The organism is Flammeovirga sp. MY04 (genome assembly GCF_001682195.2).
GTDB lineage: Bacteria > Bacteroidota > Bacteroidia > Cytophagales > Flammeovirgaceae > Flammeovirga > Flammeovirga yaeyamensis.
In genome coordinates this window covers 2165998-2188491 of sequence record NZ_CP003561.2, presented here as the reverse complement: position 1 = coordinate 2188491, position 22494 = coordinate 2165998, and the positions used below count along the sequence as shown (strand labels likewise).

The window sequence follows — 22494 nt, the reverse complement described above, 5'->3', positions numbered from 1 at the left end:
TTAAGCGTCAACTTTTTTACGACGTCTTTTAGGTTGGCTCTCTAGGATTTCTTCAATCTGAGAGTTCATTTCTTCGAAGGTGATTATTTGCTCAATAGCACCTCCTTCTGGTAGAGGTTCACCTACGTCATACCTAAACGTACTTAAACGAGAACAAATTTTACCGTTAGTGGAAGCTAAATACTGTCTGTTAGCATTTAATTCTGATTGATGATCAAACAACAACACATAGTTTTTCTGGTTAATAGTAATTTCCATAATGAGAGTTTTATTTAATATATGGGTGTGAAAAGATGATGTAAACTGTTTTTGAACGAAGTCATCTTAATACTTCAGAATTACAAATTAACGGTATTTTTCGCTCTATCATAACATTTGATGTTAATAAATTCATTGTAAACCAGTTAGTTAGGTGTTTTTGTTTGAATAAATTTAAAATGATTAAATAATTATATTTAATCATTAGAAAAAACTATTTTCGCACATTGCTTTCAATAAGCACTATTTTTTCGAATTCAAGTTAAAAATGAAATAAATGACAGAATTACCTTATCAATCTATACCACCTCTACCAGAAGAGATAAACAGTACCAATATCATTAGCAGAATGATCGATGGATTAGGCTTTAGATATTATTGGGCTACTGAAGGTTTAAGAACTGAAGATATTGATTTTCGTCCAGAAAAAGATAGTAGAAACACCTTAGAGTTATTAGGTCATATCTATGACTTGGCTTTTGCTGCCAATAAAGTATTAGGTGGAAACGCTACAAAAAAAGACCTTTCTTCTTATACCGAATTAAGAAAAGAGACCTTGATACTTTATAAAGACTTAAGCGATCGTTTAAGAGAAATGCCCGACGAAGATCTCGAAAATTATAATTATATGGGATCGGCGCAGAGCTTTCCTTTTTGGTACTTACTTAACGGACAAATTGCTGATGCATTGACGCATGTTGGTCAGATTGTAAGCTGGAGACGTATCTCAGGTAATCCTCAACCTAAAGGAGTGAATGTCTTTTTAGGAAGAAAAAGTTAATTGACTTGTAGGGACGTTGCACTACCTCGTCCGTGATATTCGGTGAGTGCAATGTCCCTATAAGTCAAAAATACTTACTCCTTATTTAGGTATCGACGGAGAAAATGAGACAATAGCGTGAGTCACCTTTCCCCATACTTTTACTGTTTCTTTGGAGAATTGCCTGGGCGTTACCCAGAAGCCTTCGTGCCCCATTCTTAGTACTCTAAATTCATTTTTATACCATCCAATAAAGAAGTCGTGAGGACTTAGGTGGGCTCCTTTAGATACCACAATAAAATCTCCCTGAAAAAAACGCCATTCCTGTATCGTTTTTTCCATTTTACAAAAGAATGTATTGTAACCTCTGTCTATAATATCGTCAGCAGAAATATCACTTTTAGCGTATTCTTGTGCAGGACTTGGAAAACCACTAGCATTAAAATACTCTTCTGTAAAACCTTTTTTTACTCCTCTGTCTACATCAAATTGTTCGAACCCCTCATCTGAGGAAATATCAAAGTTATTCATTTTTTAAGATCTAAATACTACATATTATGCCTTCAAGTAATATGGACCTTCGGGGAAAAGAATAGAAAATAATGCACTATACCTTATTGCATTATTTTTATATATGACAAATATATAAACAATTGATAAAATAATAAACAATTTAATGTTAATATTTAGATCGTGTAATTTTTTTCAGAAGATGAGGTAGAAGGAACGTTATCAGCTTCTACTACAGATGCTTGAGATTTATTTTTATGATTCTTGATATGCACCTTATATTCTTTTTTGAATGTTCGCCATTCTTTACCGTTCATCACATACTTTTTATCGACCCCTTTGTCCCTTTTTAAAGCCTGAACTGTAGGGAGAGGGGCAACAATCAAGAAATAAGGGTTTAATAAACAAAGTGACCAAGCCGAAGCAGCGAATAGACTAGACATACGTGCATTTCTATAGCGTTTTGTATGTGCATAATGAAGGGCGTCCTTCGGGATATCAGAAGTATATGTATCAACACCGTATACTTTTTGTACTCGTTCTAAAGCATAAACAGTCTGTACTTTTACACTATCAAAATCTTGAATTTCCAATTTCTTTTTTACCTCCCGAATAGGTAGCGTTGTCGTATCTCCATTTTTATGATAAAAGGTAACATTATCCAAAGAGTTAGGAGCTTTAATTGAAGATGCAACTGCTTGAACAACAATAACTAATTGTGCTTGAGAAGTAGAAGCATAAATAAATAGCAAGGAGAACAGTAAAAGTATTTTTTTCATAATTGATAAAAAGCAGATTGATTCATATTCTTATTTCAATTAGATGAAAACATCACTCTATTTATTCATAACGAATGTTACTGACTGTTTAACTATTCTCTTATTGTCTGTTTATGGTATATAATCGAGGAAATATATTAAATAATAAAGACGATAGGTGTTTATCATATGCAATTTTATGTGGGAGAAAGGAAGTTTTTGAAGTAAAAATGAAAAAACTCTTTCATTTAGAATACGAGGTAGAGAAGCCACTTTTTTATATTAAATAAAAAACCCCTTCATTTAATATAAATGAAGGGGAGTCAATGTTTTATAGATACTTAATATCTATGATTCTTTACCCAATACAAATATACACAAAAAGACTTTGTTAATATGTCAATAAAATTTAACAAAGTGATCTGTAATAATATAACAATGTGCGACTTAGAGATATTGATTGATATTTAACAGTTATTAATAATATGCAGATTTGAAGTCAAGCAAAAAGGTTGCTATTTGGATGAATAATTACGCTGTAACGATGAAAAAATTTCTTTACTTAATAACTCTATTAATGATCTTCAGCAGTTGTGGATACAAAACCACCTATGTAGATTATCATAAGCCCAAAACTGTAAAATGGTTGAAATCGGGTAAGATCAAATATGCTAATACAAAACAAACAAAAAAGGGCAGAGAAAGAGTAGCCTTAGAAAATCAGAAAAGAAAGGAGCAGGAAATATTGACTAAAATGAAGGAAAACAATATCCCTAGGCAACCTATCATTATTCAGATTAAAGGTACTGGTATGGTAGATTACTTTACGGGGAACAGTTTTCAGATTGCGGAATACAAAGGACGATTAAAGTTAGAAAATAGAAGGTATGTCATTTACCCTGAAATAGAAGTAGACTTTCAACCTTTAAAATCAGCTCATCCTGCAGTGTATGCAGATTTATCTACAGCAGATCAGGAAACTTGGACAAAACTTATAATTGATGCAGGCTTTAGATTAACTAAAATTTCTCATAAAGAGTTAGAATTCAAACTACCTAACACGGATATAAGTGGTAGTACGAAGTAGTGGTAGTGAAGGCTAAAAATAAGATGAAATTAACTAAGTGAAAAAGTATTGAACCAAGTAGATTATATATAGTTGACAATTGTAAATTTTTTAATCTTAGGATTTAACTTTTGATGTACTGTAAATCAGTGAAACAAACGAAATAGCTAAAAAATTAAATTAAATAAGAATCGATTGGCGATTTTAGGGAAAAGAAAACATCATCAAAAACTTTTGGTTATTTTATGTAGTGTGTCTGTCATCAAAAGGCAGCAAGACCTATAAAACCTGAAAACTACTTGTTATCTTTGATCAAAAGTAAATACTCTAATCTGTGGACTGCCGAACGTATGATGAAAGCCTCAGAAAATCTAAATCAAATAATGCAAAAGACATGGTATTGTGTGGGTAGTAGCGATAGAAAGCAAACTAATACAGAAGTGTTTTGGGAAAGTAACGATTGGGTAGAAGGTAAAAGCTATAAATTTAAGAATCATACAGTCACTAAAACCGTAGGAAAAGGAAAACCACAAATTACGAGTGCTTGGAAAGGGTATCATCATCAGGAAAAATATTTTGCGATACGTCCGGCAACAAAATTTTTAGATTTAGTTCAAGTCGATCTACCATTTAAAATAATCACCCAATGGATGAGTTTTCCTAATCAAGAAATGGATCAACTCTTTTGGACATATACTAGTAATTTATTGGGAAATGAGGTCGTTTTTGTTTTTGCCTTAACACCTCATGTGTCTGATAAAGAATTGAATAGGGAATTTAAGCGTCTTAGAGAAGAACATAATGTACAAGACACAATGTATAAGATACCTTGGGATAAAAAATATAAATTGGGGAGTACTGGAGAGATGTTTATTAATGCATATTAAAAATTCAGAGGAGTAAATCCTTCTTTTTATAAAAAAACGATGTATTATTGTAATACAATTAATAGATGCGATTTACACTATCATAACTTTAAGACTTTAAATGCTTTTACTCCAAGGTCTAAACCCAATACAAGAGAATAACCCTATGCATTGGGTAATCATTCTATTGTTAATCATCTTAATGGTGGTTTTTAAAGTTTGGATAAACAAACGCCGAAAACAAGAGGTGGAGATTGTTAAAGAAAGTACAAATAGTAACGATCTCATAGAGTTTCAAGCTCTATCAGAAATTGAAAAGGTATCTTTTATCATCAATAAAGATGTAGATTCTATTCCAAGTGATAAACTAGAACCTATAAAAAAAGAAATCAGCAAATATGCTATTTATTGGGATAATCTTAATCAGATGCAAGAAACCCAAGATAAATACGGTCGATTGGCTCCTGCATTGGTGAATGAACACAAAGAAAAAGCTAAATTACAGATGGAATCAATAAAATTGAATCTCCAAAACCTATTAAAAACTATAACATAACAAAACAACTATAACTATGAGACAAATTTCTTTTAAACGACTTCAATTAGAGGATCTTTCGGTAGTGAAAGACATCTATAATTATTATGTAAATCATTCAACAGCCACTTTTCATACTGAAGATTTAAAAGAAGAGGATTTACAGACTTTCTTACCCATCGATAATGATCGATACCCTTCTTATTTAATTTGGGAAAATGATGTAGTGGTCGGTTACATGTACCTCAACTTTTTTAAACCGAGGGCAGCCTATGATAGAACCTCTGAATTAACCGTGTATTTAAAAAAAGAGGCATGGGGAAAAGGAATTGGTCAGTATGCCCTAGAATTCTTAGAAAACAAGGCAAAAGAAGGTGGAATAATTAAAGTGTTGATGGCCGTAATTACCGGCAATAACATAGGAAGCATTCGATTATTTGAAAAGCAAGGCTACGAAAAATCAGCACACTTAAAACAAGTAGGAGAAAAGTTTGGGAAAATCCTTGATGTGGTGATCTATCAAAAAAACATCTAAAAAAATATACTTTTGGTAGAATTATATCTAAATTAAGGGACTGTTACTTAAAAGATTGATTCTTAAAATTGAATATTGACCCAAATATGTTAAATAATAAACTATTAGGCTTCTTATTCATCTGCTTGATGGTATTTGAGGTAAAAGCACAAACGGTTGAATATAGCGGGCAAATCATAGAAAAAGGGAAGAAAGTAAATGGACAACGCGATTTTTATTTTGCTATAGGTAGTATTTGGTCTGAGGAGCATAAAGATGTAAATATTGATGATGGAAAATTTCATATCAACTTAGGGGAAGAAAATCCACTTTATGAACATTTTTTTGATGCAAATAATGAAGCAAAACTTTATGTTTCTGTGAATGGTATTGCATTGGAGTTGATCACTATAAAACTACCAAAAGCAAAAAGTATAAAGAAGACCTACAAACGTCCTTTATTGGCCAATTCGACAGATAATCGCTTGCAGATGTTTTCAGAAGATGGTTTACAAAAAGTTGACTTAAAGGTGAATGCGAATAACCATGGTCAATTGTATTTGTACGATAGTTTAGGAAAAAGAAAAGCATGGTTAGCACCTTTTGGTGTGGAAGGAAAAACCGGTGGTCTATTATCTCTTTACGGCGATCATGGCGGATGGGTAGGTACCGGTTTTAAAGTTTGGGAAGAAAAAAGCTTACCCTTCTTTCATCTAGAAGGCTATAAAATGAAAAATACTCCACTTGTGGCTATGGAGACTTATGAATATCAGGAAGAGAGTAATCCAGTAGAGTTTGGTGTAGGTCATTTCTTAAACAGCGACAACATTCAAAATTCAAGAATTGAAGCTTATGGTTTCTGGCATACCTCAAAGAATGGTACTGTGGCAGGGATTAACACTAAAGATTGGGACAATAATTTTCCTCAAATCCATTTAAATGCTACAGACTACTTTGATAATAGTCAGTTATTTACAGCAGAGATTATTACGCACAAAGATGTAGAAATGGGAAATCTATACATGAAAAATGGTACAGAAGAAAAGACTGTAGTTATCAACCCTCAGAATTTCTACATTAACGATACAGAAAACGGATACAATACCTTTATTAATAGTTCATCGTTTAAAGTGGGTAAAAACGATTATGGTAAGTTGGGGGAATTAAATATTGTAAAAGGAAATAATGGAGGTGAGTTCGCACAATTGATATTAAGATCAGAAAGTGGGGGAGAACTAAAGCTAGACCATTATTCTGACTTTTCATTGATAGATTCAGATATTCGATACAAAAGAGATATTCAACCCTTGTCCTCATCATTAGAAAAAGTAATGCAGTTAAATGGGGTATCTTATCATTATAGAGTAAACGATTTTCCTAAAAAATCCTTTAGTTCAGAGAGACAAATAGGCGTCATTGCACAAGAGGTAGAAAAAGTATATCCCGAGCTAGTTGTGGAAGATAATAAAGGTATGAAGTCTGTGCATTATGCTCAAACTGTAGCTGTGCTGATTGAAGCAATCAAAGAGCTAAATCAAAAAGTAGAAGCATTAGAAAAACAAAATGAGACACTTAAAGCAGAACTGAAGCAAAGCATGGAAAATAAGGAAGAATTAGAAACACTGAAATTACAACTTCAGGTAATTCAGAAATTAATTACGGATACTAAATGATATTGATTTTGTAAAAAATCATAGGGTATAAATAATGAAAAGGCATAGGTAAATCAATTATCTATGCCTTTTTTGGCTTAACAATACCTAAACAATTAACAAATGACATCAATATAGGACTAGACATGGGGTGCCGATTTATAATTTTTGTAAAATAAATTTCTCGACATTTTAGTTTTTTTTGACAAAAATGAAAAGGACTGTTTGTTTTGTCTATTTTTAGACTAAACAAAAAATAAAGGTTCTCTATATAGTCTTAATGGTAGATTTTAAGCTTTGTTGTCTAGTGGTATACTATGTTTAAATTTCATTCTGTCAGACAAACAGCTTACTTATAAGTGTCTAAAATACGTACAATACAGTTTTTGTCTAGTTAACGACATTGATTACAATAAGGCTAGTACTCAAATTTACCCCTGTAGATAAGCCGCTTAGGGTGTGTACACTTTTTTGTAAGTGATTGCGAACCCCACATGCCCCAAGCGGTTATTTACAACACAAATAACTAAAATGTACTGCCGGCAATAGTTTAGTTATTTGAAAATATATTCTGATAAGGATGTATATCGTTTTTGTTCTGGCTTACGCATAGGTCAGATTTTTATTAACAAGCTGAGTGTATATAACTCAAGCTAACATATTAAGAGATAGTTACAGCTAGCTATCAGTGAACTATTATTTAAAAACAAGTTGTATTGGGCAATCGATACAAACGAATCATTGTCTATACTTAACATGAAATGAATTTTACAATGAACTATTTTACCAAGTGTAAGAAGCATCTCGCTGTGCTTGCCTTGCTTTCATGTACCTATGGAGTGCAAGCACAAGATGTAGATGTGGATGTAAACTTGAACATTGTTCACTCTGTGGATGGTGTTTCCGACTTCGGACGTGAACGTCACATGATTATTCACTCAACGCCAACAGATGCAGATTGGATTGGGGAAGAAGACAAAAGAGAGTATTTGATAAACGACTTAGATGTATACTTCGGCCGTGACAACGGTTCTGCAACATGGAAGTTTAACAATACGCCTCAAGATCCTAACAGACCAAACAAGCCAGATTTAGACTGGATGGTAGGCGAAGCAGATCGCTTAAAGAGATTATACGACAAAGAGTACCTTGCACATCAATGGGAATACAAAGGCCCAATGATTATGGGTACAAACCCTCACTCAACATATCCTACATTAAGCTGGCACGACGACGGTATTACGTGGACAGGTTGGCAACCAAAAGATGTGGAGACTTCTGCAGAGTGGGTAGTACAATACTTAGATAACTACTTTAAAGACAATCCTGGACAATCGGGTGAGCCAATGCCAACTTACTGGGAAGTAGTGAACGAAATTGATATGGTAATGATGACAGGTCATATGTGTTGGACCAACCTAGATGACGTGTGGAAGTACCATAACTTAGTGGCTCAAAAAGTAAAAGAAAAATTAGGAGCGAGAGCACCAAAAATCGGTGGTTTAACATGGGGTATGCACGATTTCCATATGTTGGACTGGACTAGCCGATACCCTGCATCGTTAGCTGAGTCTTGGGGAGTTCCTGCTGAAGCAGTTGCTGACCAATATGCTCAATACAGACAAAACGATTGGTATCAATGGGACGTAATGTGGCAAGGGTTTATTGACCACTGTGGTGATAACATGGACTACTATGCGGTACACATTTACGATTGGCCTTCGTGGGAGACTCCATCAAGCCATATCCGTAGAGGTGGTCACACAGAAGCCATGTTGGATATCTTAGAATGGTACGATTACCATAAATTTGGAGAAAGAAAAGACATCGTGATGTCCGAATATGGCGCCGTTTCTGGTCACTACATCCATAACATGCCAGATGCAGATCCACACAGAAGAGACTGGGAAAACTTAAAGCCGTTCAACTCTATGTTGATGCAATTCTTAGAACGTCCTTCTCACATTATTTTATCGATGCCGTTTACACCTACAAAAGCACACTGGGGTGACCACGTGAATGCTAATGGTGATATCACTTCGCGTTATCCATATAAAATGCTAGACGATATTGATGGTGATGGCGACTATGAGTGGACAGGTTTTGTTCGTTTCTTCGAATTATGGAGTGATGTAAAAGGTACTCGTGTAGATACAAAAACACACAACAAAGATGTACAGGTAGATGCTTATGTGGATGGTAATAAAGTATACTTGATTCTGAATAACTTGAATCAAACACAAACGGCAGTAAACCTTAACTTCTTCGAGGATTACGCTAACAGAGTAACTGCAGTTAACACTAAGCAATTATACCTTGATTTAGGCCAAGGAGCATTTGGAGTTCCTCATATCGCTAGAGAAACTTTAGGAACAGCACCAGGAAAAGTAGTGTTGGAAGCAGATGCGACAATGGTATTAGAATATGTATTCGAAAGTGCTTTGGTATTAGATCAGACCAACAAAGAATACAAGTTTATGGGTGAAAAGTTAGGTACAGGATCAACTCCAACGGGAGGTGATAAAATTCACACAACTGTAGGTGATGGTACTTTAACAGCCAATGTAAATAACGTAACAGTTCCATCAGGAGCATTTGAAGCACAAATCAGAATCTCGGGAGATTTCTTCTCTTCTCACGTAGGTGTACCTGTAATCACGATCAACGGAAATACGGTGGATTATGATGGTAACGTTAGAGGCGATACAGAAAACGAAGGCCATAACAAATGGTTCGGTGTTTTAGAAATTCCTTTCCCTGCAGAGTACTTACAAGCAAATAATGTCATTACTTGTAAAGCAGGTAATGTAGTAGAATATGCAACAGTTCAGATTCAAGTATGGGATTACTCAAAAGCGCCAGGTAGAGGTGCTGCTGATGCCATTGCTTTAGAAGGTGTATCTATTGAAGGTACTCAAGAATTGATGTATGGAAAGACGTTAGGTTTAACAGCTAACTTCTCTCCAGCAAATGCAACGAACAAAAACTTAACTTGGACATCAAGTGATAACGGAATAATTAAAGTAAACGAATTGGGTGTTGTTGAAGCAGTGGCAACGAATGGATCGGCAACGATTACTGCTACTTCAGAAGATGGTAGCCATGTAGCGACACACACTATTTCAGCCATTCCTTATGCAGATACACCAGTATCAAGTATTTCAATTGCAGAAGGCGGTACACTGGATGTGGATTTCTATGTTACTACTCCACTTACTTTAAATGTGCTACCTGCGGATGCAACAAACAGCCAAGCAGTTTGGTCAAGTTCTAACGAGGAAGCAGTTACTGTTGATCCTCAAACAGGTAAAGTCAACGGTATTGCGATCGGAGAGTCTGCAGTGATTACAGCAACAATTAATGATAATGGCACAGTTTATACTGCTTCGACTACTGTAAACGTAGGAATTGTCGGTGAGGAAACAATCTATTGCGAGTCACTTCCTCAAGAGGTAACGGGTAATACAAACTATACATTTGATGTAAACGTGAACCTATTAGGTGCAAGAGATGTAGTGGTTGAGCTATTGAACGGAAGTACTGTTTTAGGTACAGGAACGACATCTGCAGATGTAAAAGGTAAGGAAACAGTATCGGTAGATGTAAACCTAGCATCTGTTCCTGCTGTAGGTCAATATACTTTAAGAGCAACTGCTGTTTCAGGTGGTCAGGTGATTACTCAATGTACTTCTTCTTTAACTATGTTGGATCAAATCAGACCATCTAGTATCTCAATCATCGATTGGTTAAGAGAAGTAGAAATCGGTCAGACACTTCCAGTGACAGCAGAAGTTTTACCATCAAATGCTTATAACAAAAACGTATTATGGACTTCTTCTAATCAAGGAGTAGCAAGTGTAAACGGTGAGGGTACAGTAACAGGTCTTGGACTTGGTTCATCAGTAATTAGAGCGACTACTCAAGATGGAGGTTTAGCGGCAGAAGTAACTGTTCAAGTGAAATCACAAGTGGTTGTTCAACCTACTTCGATTACAATTCCTTCTGATGTAACAGTATTCCCTAACGGACAATTACAAATCAACCCAGTATTTGATCCAGTATGGACAACGGAGACAGATATCAATTGGTCATCAAGTAACTCTTTAGTTTCTGTAGATAACAATGGTTTAATAACTGCGGGTGGTACAGAAGGTACATTTACATTGACAGCAACATCAGCTTCTAACTCTAGCGTAGTCGCAACAAGTGCAGGTAATGTAGGAACAATATTGACAATTGAAGCAGAAGCCTTCTCAAACATGGGTGGACCAACTGGAGAAATTGCGATTTATGAATTAGCATCCGCTTCAAAAGGAAAAGCCATTAATAATGTACAAGCAGGTGATTATGTAGAGTACGAAGTATTTGTACCAAAAGCAGGAGAGTACAAAGCAACTTTCTTTGCAGGAACAGGATTAGAAGACGGAGTGATTGAGATGTACGTGAATGGTGAAAGCAAAGGGTCTAAACAAGTTCCTATGAATGATTGGGACTCATTTAGTGCAGTTCAGTTAACTCAAAATGTAGCATTACCGGCAGGGAATGTAACAATTGGTGTGGTGGCTGCAGGTAGCTCACAATGGAACTGGAATTTGGATTATTATCAGTTAGCTTTCCAAGGAGAGATTACTTGTGATGATTTGACAGGTGTTTCTATTTCAGCATCAAATACATCTATTGCTCAAGGAGAATCAACAACATTTGCAGGTCAATTGTTACCAGTATCTGCTTGTTCTACGCCAATTACTTGGTCATCGAGTAATACGAATGTGGCCACTGTAGATAACAATGGTAAGGTAACAGGTGTAGGTATTGGTAATGCAACAATCTATGCTTATGCAGGTAATTTTACCACTTCACAAGAAATTGAAGTAAGAGCAGTAAATGTAACTGGAATAACAGTAGATCCTACTTCAGTAACATTGACAGCAGGAGCAGAGGCACAATTAAACGCAACTGTTTTACCAGTAAATGCATCGAATAAATCGGTAGTTTGGTCTACATCAGATGCTTCGGTAGCAACGGTTTCAAGCAATGGTTTAGTAACAGCGGTTTCTGAAGGTACAGCTGTAGTTACAGCCACTACGGTAGAAGGAACATTCTTCGCTTCATCAACGATTACTGTAAACAGTCAAGTAGATGATTCAGTTCAAGGAGTTTCTTTATCTCCAGCAACGGTAACATTGGATAAGAATCAAACGGCACAATTAACGGCAGATGTTATCCCATCGAATGCAGCCAACAAGAATGTAACGTTTGCATCAAATAATCCGACGGTAGCTACTGTATCTACTAACGGTTTAGTGACAGCATTAACATCAGGTAATGCAATCATTACAGTAACTACTCAAGAAGGTGGATTTACAGCGACATCATCAATCACAGTTCGTGATAACGGAAACGGTGGTGGAGGAAATGGTGGTGACACTGATCCTTTAACAATAGAAGCTGAAGATTTCATCACCACAGGAGGTACTTATGATGATGGTAATGTTCCATTTGGTGTGAACAGAGTGGCTGGAATCGGTATTAACTGGGTGAACTCAGGCGATTTTGTAGAATACACTGTAACAGGTAACGGTACATTTGATGTTGATTACTACATCTCTACTCCAGAAAACAATGCGGCGATCGAAATTTTCGTAGATAACGTTTCTGCGGGAACAGACAATGTGCCAAATAATGGTCAGTGGGATGACTACCAAGTATTAAGATCGGCACATCAAGTAGTGCTAAGTGGAACACATACCATTAAATTACAAGCGGTTGGATCGAATACATGGCAATGGAACTTAGACAAAGTAGTCTTAACTCCTCAAGAAGTAGAGGTTCCAGTAGCTGTAACAGGTGTGACATTGAACACAAATGCGGTTACTTTAGATGAAGGATTGACGGATCAATTAACAGCTACTGTACTTCCGGTAGATGCTGCAGATAAATCTGTAGTTTGGACATCATTAGATGCATCAGTTGCGATGGTAGATAACGGTTTGATTACTGCGGTTTCAGAAGGTGTAACTACTGTTAGAGTCACTACAAATGATGGAGGTTTCCAAGCTGAAGCAACAGTAACAGTCACTAAAGAAGAAACAGGTGGTGGATTTGCTCAATTGATTATTGAAGCAGAAGATTTCACATCAACAACAGGTTCGTACAATGATGGTTTTGTTCCATTCGGTGTCAACAAAGTGGATGGCTTAGGTATCAACTGGGTCAACTCAGGTGATGAAGCTGAATACACTATTGATGTAGAGACTGCTGGTGAATATAGTATTGAATACTTGATCTCTACTCCAGAAAATAATGCCCAAATTCAGGTGCAAGTTGATGGCGTTGTAGTAACTACTGACAATGTACCAAATAACGGACAATGGGATGCATATACTTCATTAAATGCTTCAGGAACTGTTAGCTTAACAACAGGAACACATACAGTGAAGTTCGTAGCAACAGGTAGCAATACTTGGCAATGGAACTTGGATAAAGTGATCCTAACAACAGGTTCATCTCAAAGAACTATTGCTGCTGAAGTAGCAGGATCTCAGGCGAAAATGAATATCTATCCTAATCCTTCTTCGGAAGTAATTAACTTAGGTGGATTATCAAATGGTACTTACGTTGTGGGATTATACAATGTAAACGGCCAAGAGATTTATAACACGAAGATTGACTTCAGATACACACATCAATTTAATGTAAGTACATTACCAGCAGGTATCTACTTAATTAGAGTGGTTGGTGAAGGAGTTGATCTGAAACAAAGAATTTCAGTTCGTAAATAAGCTGCTCTCTTTTTATAAATTAGGACGGGTTCTCAGAAATGGGAACCCGTTTTTTTCTTTTTTGCTTACTTATTGAGTATGCCCCCCCATTGACGATCACAACTATATTCTAAAGTCATTGTTAATGAAATGATTTTATCTATTTATCAAAAAATGAATAGGGTATTTTAGATAAACGATTTTTTTAAATTCTTTAAGATCATACTATTCATTTCCCCAAAACAATAATTTAGTATCTTTACCACATGAAGAAATTTCCAATTGGCATATCAGATTTTAAGAGGGTTATTCAAGATGACTTCTATTATGTTGATAAATCACTGTTTATTGAAGATATTATTAATAGTAGTGCTACATCAATATTGGTTCCAAGGCCACGTAGGTTTGGAAAAACATTAAATATGTCAATGCTTCATACCTTTTTAGATATTAAGAATTCCGAAGAAAATGCTTTACTCTTTGATAATTTAAAAATCAAAAAATCAGAAGCATGGAAGGCACAAGGTCAATACCCTGTAATCTTTCTATCATTAAAAGATATAAAGGAAAACACTTTCGAAGGTGCTATCTATAAAATATATAAATTATGTATCTCTTGGTTAAGGGATAATGAAGAATTATTAACGTCAGAAAAGTTAAGTGCATTTGAAAAATCGGATTTGAATGACTTCGTGAAAAGTGACTGGAAGGTTGAAGATTTAGGTGATTTTCTTAAAAATATATCCCGATTATTATTCAAATTATATGATAAAAAAGTCGTCATCTTAATAGATGAATATGATTCATGCATAATTAAGTCATGGGAATCGGGTTATTATAATGATATGATTTCTTTTATGCGAGGATTTTTATCAGGTGGTTTTAAAGACAACAACTATCTATATAAAGGTGTAATCACTGGTATTTTGAGAGTGGCTAAGGAAAGTATATTCTCTGGCTTGAATAATTTAGTGGTGAGTACAGTCTTAGAAAACCAAAGTGCTGATAAATTTGGATTAACGGAAGAAGAAGTTCAAAAGTTATTAGAAGATTGTTCTATCAGTACATCATTTAATGAAGTAAAGAAATGGTATAATGGTTATAAAATTGGGAAATATTCCGAAATGTATAACCCTTGGTCTATTATCAATTTTGCTGATAAACATGATGAAGGTTTTAAACCTTATTGGGTAAATACCTCAGCCAATGAATTGATCGTAGAATTACTAACCAATGCTAATGCTGATTTAGAAAAGAAACTCACAGGCTTTATTGATGGTCAGGTAATGGATTGTGAAATTGAAGAAACTATTATCTTTCAAGACCTAGAAAAAGGGAAAGCTGAAACAGTTTTAGGATTACTACTTTTTAATGGATATCTAACATCTACCTATAAAAAAACGGATGGTAGAAAAGTTATTTATGGATTAAAAGTACCCAACGAAGAGGTGCAAACAGTTTATGAAAGATTACTAGAAAGATTATTGTCAAAATCAACTGTGGTCAGTGAAAGCACAATACTAACTGCTTTACTTGAACAGAACGCATTGGATTTTGAAACGGCATTATCAGAGTATTTCCTTTCCTCCTTTAGTTTCCATGATGTACAACACAGTGGGTCTCTTCCAGAAAAAGTATATCATGCATTTATTTTAGGCCTTATGGCTCATCTATCTTCAAAATTTATTGTAAAATCGAATCCTGAAACGGGTCTAGGTAGAGCAAATTTAATGATTTACCCAAAAGATCACAAAGACCAAAGAGGATGGATTCTTGAATTTAAGAAACTTAGACCAAGTTCTCCTTCCTTGCCGGAATTAGCAAAAGAGGCTCTAAAACAAATACACGATTCAAAATATATAACCACTTTAAAAGAAAACAACAAAACAGAAATTATGTTAGTAGGTGTTGCCTTTGACGGTAAAGAGGTGAGTTGTGTAACAGAGTTTTTATGATGTTTAAATTTCTAGAAAAAAAATTAAAATATACTTTCCATTGGTACATTCATTCCATCCTCAACAATATAAATACCTACCTCATATGATTTATAAAATCCATATGAGGTATTTTTTTTACCCAAAATCCCACTATTAATTTTTTCTCAAATTTGAATCATTATCTAGTTCCTTGTTTAGTGATTAACTCATTGACTTCTATCTATTTGATATCCATTCGGCTATAGTAGGCCACTTTTATCTTCCATTGTACAGATCAAATTAAATTAAAGATGAGTGCCACTTTATAAGATTTAGTTATAGTCTAGTCTAAAATCTTCATGCCTAGAGAAAACATTCGAAAATTGGGAATGTACAAGATACACTTATAAAGTCTTGTACACATTCCAATTATACTTAACTATGAAATGAATGTTTTACTAAATGATTTGAAATGCATGAATAACCAAGGATAGAACAGTGTTCTATCGCACCAGCTTAATTATCCAAGGGGGAATCATTCCCTTCCAAACTTTAGACGTCGCTCATAGCAACAAATCAAACTGAGCGATTTTTTGAAATGTTAATTTATTACTTTTAAAATGAACTATTTTACAATGTTCCGCAGAAGATTTTATCTCATTCTTCTGTTGGTTTCTTGTGTGTACGCAACCAATGCACAAGACGTCAATGTAGACGTAAACTTAAACATCAAACACTCCGTAAATGGAGCCTCTGAATTTAACAGAGAAAATTACATGACACTTCACGCGACCGCTTTCGAAACAGATTGGGACGGTGAAGAAGACAAGTTGGATTACCTGTTGAATGACCTTGATACCTATTTTGGTCGTGATAACGGCTCTGCTACTTGGAAGTTCTCAGCAACAGAAGAAGATCCTAATCGTCCAAATTGGCCCTCAGTGGATCATATGGTAGAATTGGGTACTTGGTTAAGAGGTGAGTACGATAAGGATTTCAACTCTCATCAATTCGAAGCAAGATCGAAAGAAATGATTATGGGTACGAACCCTCACCCAACTTATCCAACGCTAAGCTGGAACGGTGATGGTAATACTTGGACAGGTTGGCAACCTTATGATGTGGATGTATCAGCAGAGTGGGTAGTAAACTATTTAGATTACTTTTTCCGTAAAGCGGATGGTTCTCCAGGTGAGCCACTTCCTTACTATTGGGAGGTAATAAACGAGCCGGATATGCCGATGATGACAGGTCATATGACATGTACATCACAAGAAAAAATCTGGGAATACCATAACCTAGTCGCTTTAGGTATTAGAGAGCGTTTTGGGGTAAATAACCCTAACCGTCCTAAAGTAGGAGGTATGACGTGGGGACTTCATGATTTCCATTTAGCAGATGGTATTTCTCGTTATGACGAAAACTATTTGGATCAATACTTAGATGGAGAAGGTTTAATTACTTACCACAACATGATGGATTCAGAAGCCAACAATTACAGAACAACTCCTTGGTATCAATGGGATGTGATGTGGCAGGGTTTTATGGATACTTGTGGTGAGAACATGGACTTCTATTCTATTCACATTTACGACTGGCCAGGTTGGGATTTAAATGGTGATGATAAGCCTTCGGCAACTAGAGCAGGTGGACATACAGAAGCGATGTTGGATATCTTGGAATGGTATGATTTATACAAAACAGGTACAAGAAAAGAAATGATTGTATCTGAATTTGGTGCTGTAAACGGTGGTTATAACACTCAAAATACACCAGGTAGATTTGATTCGAAAAGAATTGACTGGGAGTGTTTAAAGCCTTTCAACTCTATGTTCATGCAATTCTTAGAGCGTCCGGATTACATTACGAAATCGATGCCATTTACACCTACGAAAGCCATTTGGGGTGATACACCAGATCAAAACTTACGTTATCCATATGCGATGATGCAGCCGGATGCAAATGGTGTTTGGCAATGGTCGGAGTACATCAAATTCTTTGAGCTGTGGAGTAATGTAAAGGGAACAAGAATCGAGACAAAAGCTTCGAACCCAGATGTTCAAGTAAATGCTTACGCTGATGGAAATAAGTTGTATCTAATTTTGAACAACTTAGAGGACAACGAAAAGACAATCAACTTAGCGATGTATGATGATTTCGCTAACCCAGTACAGAATGTCATGATCAAGAACTTATATCTTGATATGAACAAAGGGACAGCAGGTCAACCTGCATTGGATGTGATTAATGTGAAAACGGCTCCAGGTTCAGTTAAATTATTGAACGATGCAACAATGGTATTAGAATACACTTTTGCCAACCCAGTAAACTTGAGCGAGACATTAAACGAAACGAAGTTTATGGGTGATAAAATCGGCGACGGTTTCCATCCTTTCGGTAGCGAATTGATTCATAAAAACAGTACATCATTAACGACTCAAGTAAACAATGTAGTCGTTCCTAGTGGTGCTTACGAAGCAACATTAAGAGTTTCTGGAGCGTTCTTCAAGGCGCATTTAAGCTCTGTAAAAGTGACGATTAATGGTGTTGAAATTCAGCACGATGGCAACTGGAGAGGTGCAATGGAAGATTTAAGAAACCAATGGTTAGGTGTACTTGAATTGGATATCCCTGCAGGTCTTTTACAAGCAAATAATACAATTGAGTGTCAATCAAATGCTCCAGTGGATTGGGCAACTACTCAAATCCAAGTATTTGATTTCTCAAAAGAGCCAGGTCGTAGTGGTGTAAATACAGTAGCATTAACTTCAGTTTCATTAAGCGGTGACCAAGAATTAATGCAAGGTAAAGAAACATCTTTAGCTACTACTTTTGCTCCAGAGAATGCAACGAATAAAGCGTTAACGTGGTTATCAAGTAATCCTTCTGTAGCAACAGTAGATGAATTTGGTGTAATTACAGCAGTAGCAACATCAGGTTCAACAACAATTACAGCAACTAGTGCAGACGGTAGTGTATCAGCATCACATACAATCAATGCTATTCCATTCTCTGCTACTCCTGTAGCATCGGTAACTATTAACGAAGGAGCTTCTGTAGATGCAGAGTTTTATGTATATACTCCTTTAACAGTAACGATTACTCCTGAAGATGCAACAGATCAGGAAGTAGTTTGGTCAAGTTCAAATCCTGATGCCGTAGCAGTAAACGCTTCTACTGGTAAAATTCAAGGTTTAGTGATTGGTGAGTCTGCGGTGATTACAGCAACTGTAGGTGGAAAATCGACTTCGACGACTGTAAATGTAGGTATTGTTGGTGATGAAGAAATCTACTGTGATGCTTTACCTTCAGAGGTAACAGGAAATACAAACTATACTTTTGATGTATCTGTGAACTTATTAGGTTCTAGAGAAGTGAAAGTGGAATTATTATCAGGTGCTACGGTATTAGGTAGTGGTTCGACTGTAGCAGACGTGAAAGGTAAAGAGTTCATTTCTGTGGATTTAGCATTATCGAATGTACCATCAATTGGTAATTATACTTTAAGAGTAACAGCTTTAAACGGTGGTCAGACAGTCGCTCAATGTACGAGGACTTTATCTATTTTGGATAGAATCAGACCATCAAGCATCACTTTAGTGGATTGGTTAAGAGAAGTTGAAGTAGGACAAACATTACCTATCGCTGCTGAAGTATTACCTGCTGATGCATATGATAAAACAGTACTTTGGACTTCGTCTAATCCTGCAGTTGCCTCTGTTTCAGCGGATGGTACAATTACAGGTGCAGCTTTAGGTTCTACAGTTATTAGAGGTACTTTACAAGATGGCGGTTTGTATCAAGAAGTAACGGTACAAGTGAAAAACCAAGTGGTAGTTCAACCAACTTCTATCCAAATTCCTTCTGATATTACCGTTTTCCCTGGAGGGAACTTCCAAGTCACTCCTATTTTTGTTCCTGAATGGACAACAGAGAAAAATATCAATTGGTCTATTGATGGTTCAATTGCAAGTGTAGATGCTAATGGAGTGATTACAGCTACAACAACTCAAGGTACAGTAACTTTAACAGCGACTTCATCGACTAGTCCGGCTGTTTCTACGACAAGTGCTGTAACTATAGGTACAACTTTAACGGTTGAAGCAGAATCGTTCTCTGCAATGGGTGGTGCAGTTGGTGAAATCGGAATTTATGATTTAGCCTCAGCTTCTAAAGGTCAGGCCATCAATAATGTTCAAGCAGGTGATTTTGTAGAGTTCGAAGTATTTGTACCTCAAGCAGGACAGTATAGAGCTACTTTCTTTGCTGGTACAGGTTTGGAAGACGGTGTTATTGAGATGTATGTAAACGGATCAAGTCAAGGTTCGAAACAAGTACCAATGAACGATTGGGATGCGTTTGCGGCGGTAACACTTGATCAAGATGTTACACTTCCTCAAGGAACAGTAACTATTGGTTTAGTGGCATCGGGTACATCAGATTGGCAGTGGAACATGGATTACTTCCAATTGGCTTATCAAGGAGGTGATTGTGGTGCTGTTACTGGTATTACGATCAACGCTTCTTCTACAACTATTACTATTGGAAATACATCAACTTTAGGTGCTAATTTACAGACGGTAGGTGGGGCTATTCCATGTGACAATTCTGTAGTATGGACTTCTTCTAATACAAATGTTGCTACTGTAAATAATAGCGGACAAGTAACAGGTGTTGCTGCTGGGAATGTAACAATTACAGCAACTGCAAGTGGTTTTACAGCAACTCAAAACTTAACAGTTCAAGAAGTATTAGTAACGGGTGTGGTAGTTTCTCCATCAGATGTACAACTAAATGTAGGTGGTAGCCAACAGTTAACTGCTACGGTTGCTCCTGCGAATGCAACAAATAAATCTGTTGTTTGGAGTTCTTCTAATCCTTCAGTGGCTACTGTATCAAGTACAGGACTTGTTTCCGCTGTAACTAATGGTTCTGCGGTGATTTCTGCAACAACAGTTTCAGGTACTTTTGTTGCATCTTCGGATGTTACTGTAAGTACTGTCATTAATGATGTAACAGGTGTGTCGCTAAACACAACTTCTCTAAATCTAGTAGAAGGTAACTCAACTCAGTTAGTAGAAACTGTACTTCCTGCAAATGCATCGAATAAATCAGTGACATGGTCAACTTCAAATGCTTTAGTCGCAACAGTAGCAAACGGATTTGTTACAGGTGTATCTGAAGGTATGGCTACGATTACGGTTGCTACAGTAGATGGAAATTACCAAGCAACAGCAACAGTAAATGTTACTAAAGCAGGTGAGGGGAATCCATTGGTGATTGAAGCAGAAGACTTTGTAGCTACTGGAGGTAATTACAACGACGGTTTTGTTCCTTTTGGCGCAAATAAAGTAGATGGATTAGGCATTAACTATGTCAATTCAGGTGATTATGTTGAATATACAGTCACAGGAAATGGTGTTTATGGGGTAGATTATTATATCTCTACTCCAATGACAAATGCGGCTATCGAAATTCAATTAGATGGTCAGTCAATAGGATCTGATAATGTGCCTAACAATGGAGAATGGGATAACTATACTTTATTAACTTCTGCACATCAGTTGACATTATCGGGAACTCACACTATTCGTTTGGTGGCTTCAGGATCGAATGCTTGGCAATGGAACTTGGATAAGATTGTGCTGAATCCAGTTTCAGGTGGAGGAGATGTTAATGTAACAGGAGTTACGCTATCAGCTACTTCTTTAACATTAGATCCATCTCAAACAGCTTCTCTTGTGGCAAGTGTTCTTCCAGCAAATGCTACTAATCAGTCAGTAACTTGGTCTTCGGATAATACATCAGTGGCTACGGTAGATGATAACGGTTTAGTTTCAGCTGTAAGTGCAGGTACTGCTACAATTACAGTGTCTACTGTGGATGGAAATTATCAAGCATCAGCTTCTGTAACTGTAAATGGAGGAAGTGCCACTTTAGTGATCGAAGCAGAAGATTTTGTATCAACAGGTGGTACGTATAACGATGGTTTTGTTCCGTTCGGTGTAAATAAAGTAAATGATTTAGGAATTAACTGGGTGAACTCAGGTGATTATGCTGAATATACTGTAAATATAGCAACGGCAGGAGTGTATGATATTAATTATATGATCTCTACTCCAACAGATAACGCTCAAATTCAAGTACTTGTTGATGGTAATGTAGTCACTACTGATAATGTACCAAATAACGGTCAGTGGGATGCATATACTTCATTAATGGCATCAAATACTGTGAATCTATCTGTAGGAACGCATACCGTTCGTTTTGTTGCTTCAGGTTCGAATGCATGGCAATGGAACTTAGATAAAGTGATCTTATCAACAGGTTCTTCTTCTTCAAGACAAATTGGTCAAGAGTTAGTTGGTTCTAAGATGAATATCTATCCTAACCCATCTTCTGAGGTGATCAACCTAGGTGGTATTGCTAATGGAACGTATATGGTTGCATTGTATAATGTAAATGGTCAAGAAATCTATAATACGAAGATTGACTTTAGATATTCTCATCAATTCAATGTAAGTAAGTTGCCGGCAGGTATCTACTTAATTAGAATTGTGGGTGAAGGTGTTGATTTAAAACAAAGAATTTCGGTGAAAAAATAAGCTGATATTTTGTAACACTCTAGCGGGTCTTTGGAAACAGAGACCCGTTTTTTTATTGCCTCCAAACTACCCTAAACTATAGCCTTTTTCGGGTGTGAATTTTAATGTCTATTGTGGATAATCTGTAAAAAATGAGGATAAATTTCTAATAAGAACCCAACTTTTACTGTAAATATTTTAATTCCTAAGAACACCTTAAAGTACAGTAGCTGTTAGAAGAACCAATTTATGATGTTCAAATCATATAGTCTAAAATGACTCTAATAAGAGCTTTTTTAATAGGAAAGTCTAGT

General features: G+C 36.0%; 12 protein-coding genes. 9 read left to right on the top strand and 3 right to left on the bottom strand.

All coding sequences use genetic code 11. The features are described from left to right. Window positions 1-258, bottom strand: coding sequence for a hypothetical protein (locus MY04_RS27705; protein WP_066216640.1), 258 nt, complete (start codon window positions 256-258; stop codon window positions 1-3). Window positions 259-535: 277 nt separating this feature from the next. Between MY04_RS27705 and MY04_RS27700 the strand changes: the two genes are divergently transcribed. Further along, window positions 536-1039 carry a DinB family protein gene (locus tag MY04_RS27700; protein ID WP_066216637.1) on the top strand — a complete coding sequence of 168 codons (504 nt, stop codon included), beginning with the start codon at window positions 536-538 and terminating at the stop codon, window positions 1037-1039. Between the two features lie 81 nt (window positions 1040-1120). Here the strand turns inward: MY04_RS27700 and MY04_RS27695 are convergent, their stop codons facing one another. Beyond that, window positions 1121-1549 (bottom strand): LexA family protein, encoded by a 429-nt coding sequence (locus MY04_RS27695; protein ID WP_066216632.1) that lies wholly within the window; start codon window positions 1547-1549, stop codon window positions 1121-1123. A gap of 155 nt (window positions 1550-1704) precedes the next feature. Beyond that, window positions 1705-2307 carry a hypothetical protein gene (locus MY04_RS27690; RefSeq protein ID WP_066216629.1) on the bottom strand — a complete coding sequence of 201 codons (603 nt, stop codon included), beginning with the start codon at window positions 2305-2307 and terminating at the stop codon, window positions 1705-1707. Window positions 2308-2830: 523 nt separating this feature from the next. Here MY04_RS27690 and MY04_RS27685 point away from each other — a divergent pair. The 8 genes from MY04_RS27685 (at window position 2831) to MY04_RS27650 (ending at window position 22201) form a co-directional block, all read left to right on the top strand. Next, window positions 2831-3373 (top strand): hypothetical protein, encoded by a 543-nt coding sequence (locus MY04_RS27685; RefSeq protein WP_158297961.1) that lies wholly within the window; start codon window positions 2831-2833, stop codon window positions 3371-3373. A 287-nt stretch (window positions 3374-3660) separates the two neighbouring features. Continuing rightward, window positions 3661-4239 (top strand): hypothetical protein, encoded by a 579-nt coding sequence (locus MY04_RS27680; RefSeq protein ID WP_169055556.1) that lies wholly within the window; start codon window positions 3661-3663, stop codon window positions 4237-4239. A 100-nt stretch (window positions 4240-4339) separates the two neighbouring features. Further along, window positions 4340-4774, top strand: coding sequence for a hypothetical protein (locus MY04_RS27675; RefSeq protein WP_066216617.1), 435 nt, complete (start codon window positions 4340-4342; stop codon window positions 4772-4774). A gap of 16 nt (window positions 4775-4790) precedes the next feature. Then, window positions 4791-5288, top strand: a complete 498-nt coding sequence (locus MY04_RS27670; protein WP_066216613.1) for a GNAT family N-acetyltransferase — start codon at window positions 4791-4793, stop codon at window positions 5286-5288. A gap of 86 nt (window positions 5289-5374) precedes the next feature. After that, complete coding sequence (locus MY04_RS27665; RefSeq protein WP_084006188.1) at window positions 5375-6940, top strand: tail fiber domain-containing protein; 1566 nt, start codon at window positions 5375-5377, stop codon at window positions 6938-6940. Between the two features lie 752 nt (window positions 6941-7692). Then, complete coding sequence (locus tag MY04_RS27660) at window positions 7693-13701, top strand: Ig-like domain-containing protein (RefSeq protein ID WP_066216605.1); 6009 nt, start codon at window positions 7693-7695, stop codon at window positions 13699-13701. A 245-nt stretch (window positions 13702-13946) separates the two neighbouring features. After that, entirely contained in the window at window positions 13947-15635 is a 1689-nt protein-coding gene (locus MY04_RS27655; RefSeq protein WP_066216599.1) for an AAA family ATPase, read from the top strand. 581 nt (window positions 15636-16216) lie between these two features. Further along, window positions 16217-22201, top strand: a complete 5985-nt coding sequence (locus MY04_RS27650; protein WP_084006186.1) for an Ig-like domain-containing protein — start codon at window positions 16217-16219, stop codon at window positions 22199-22201. The last annotated feature ends 293 nt before the right edge of the window (window positions 22202-22494 follow it).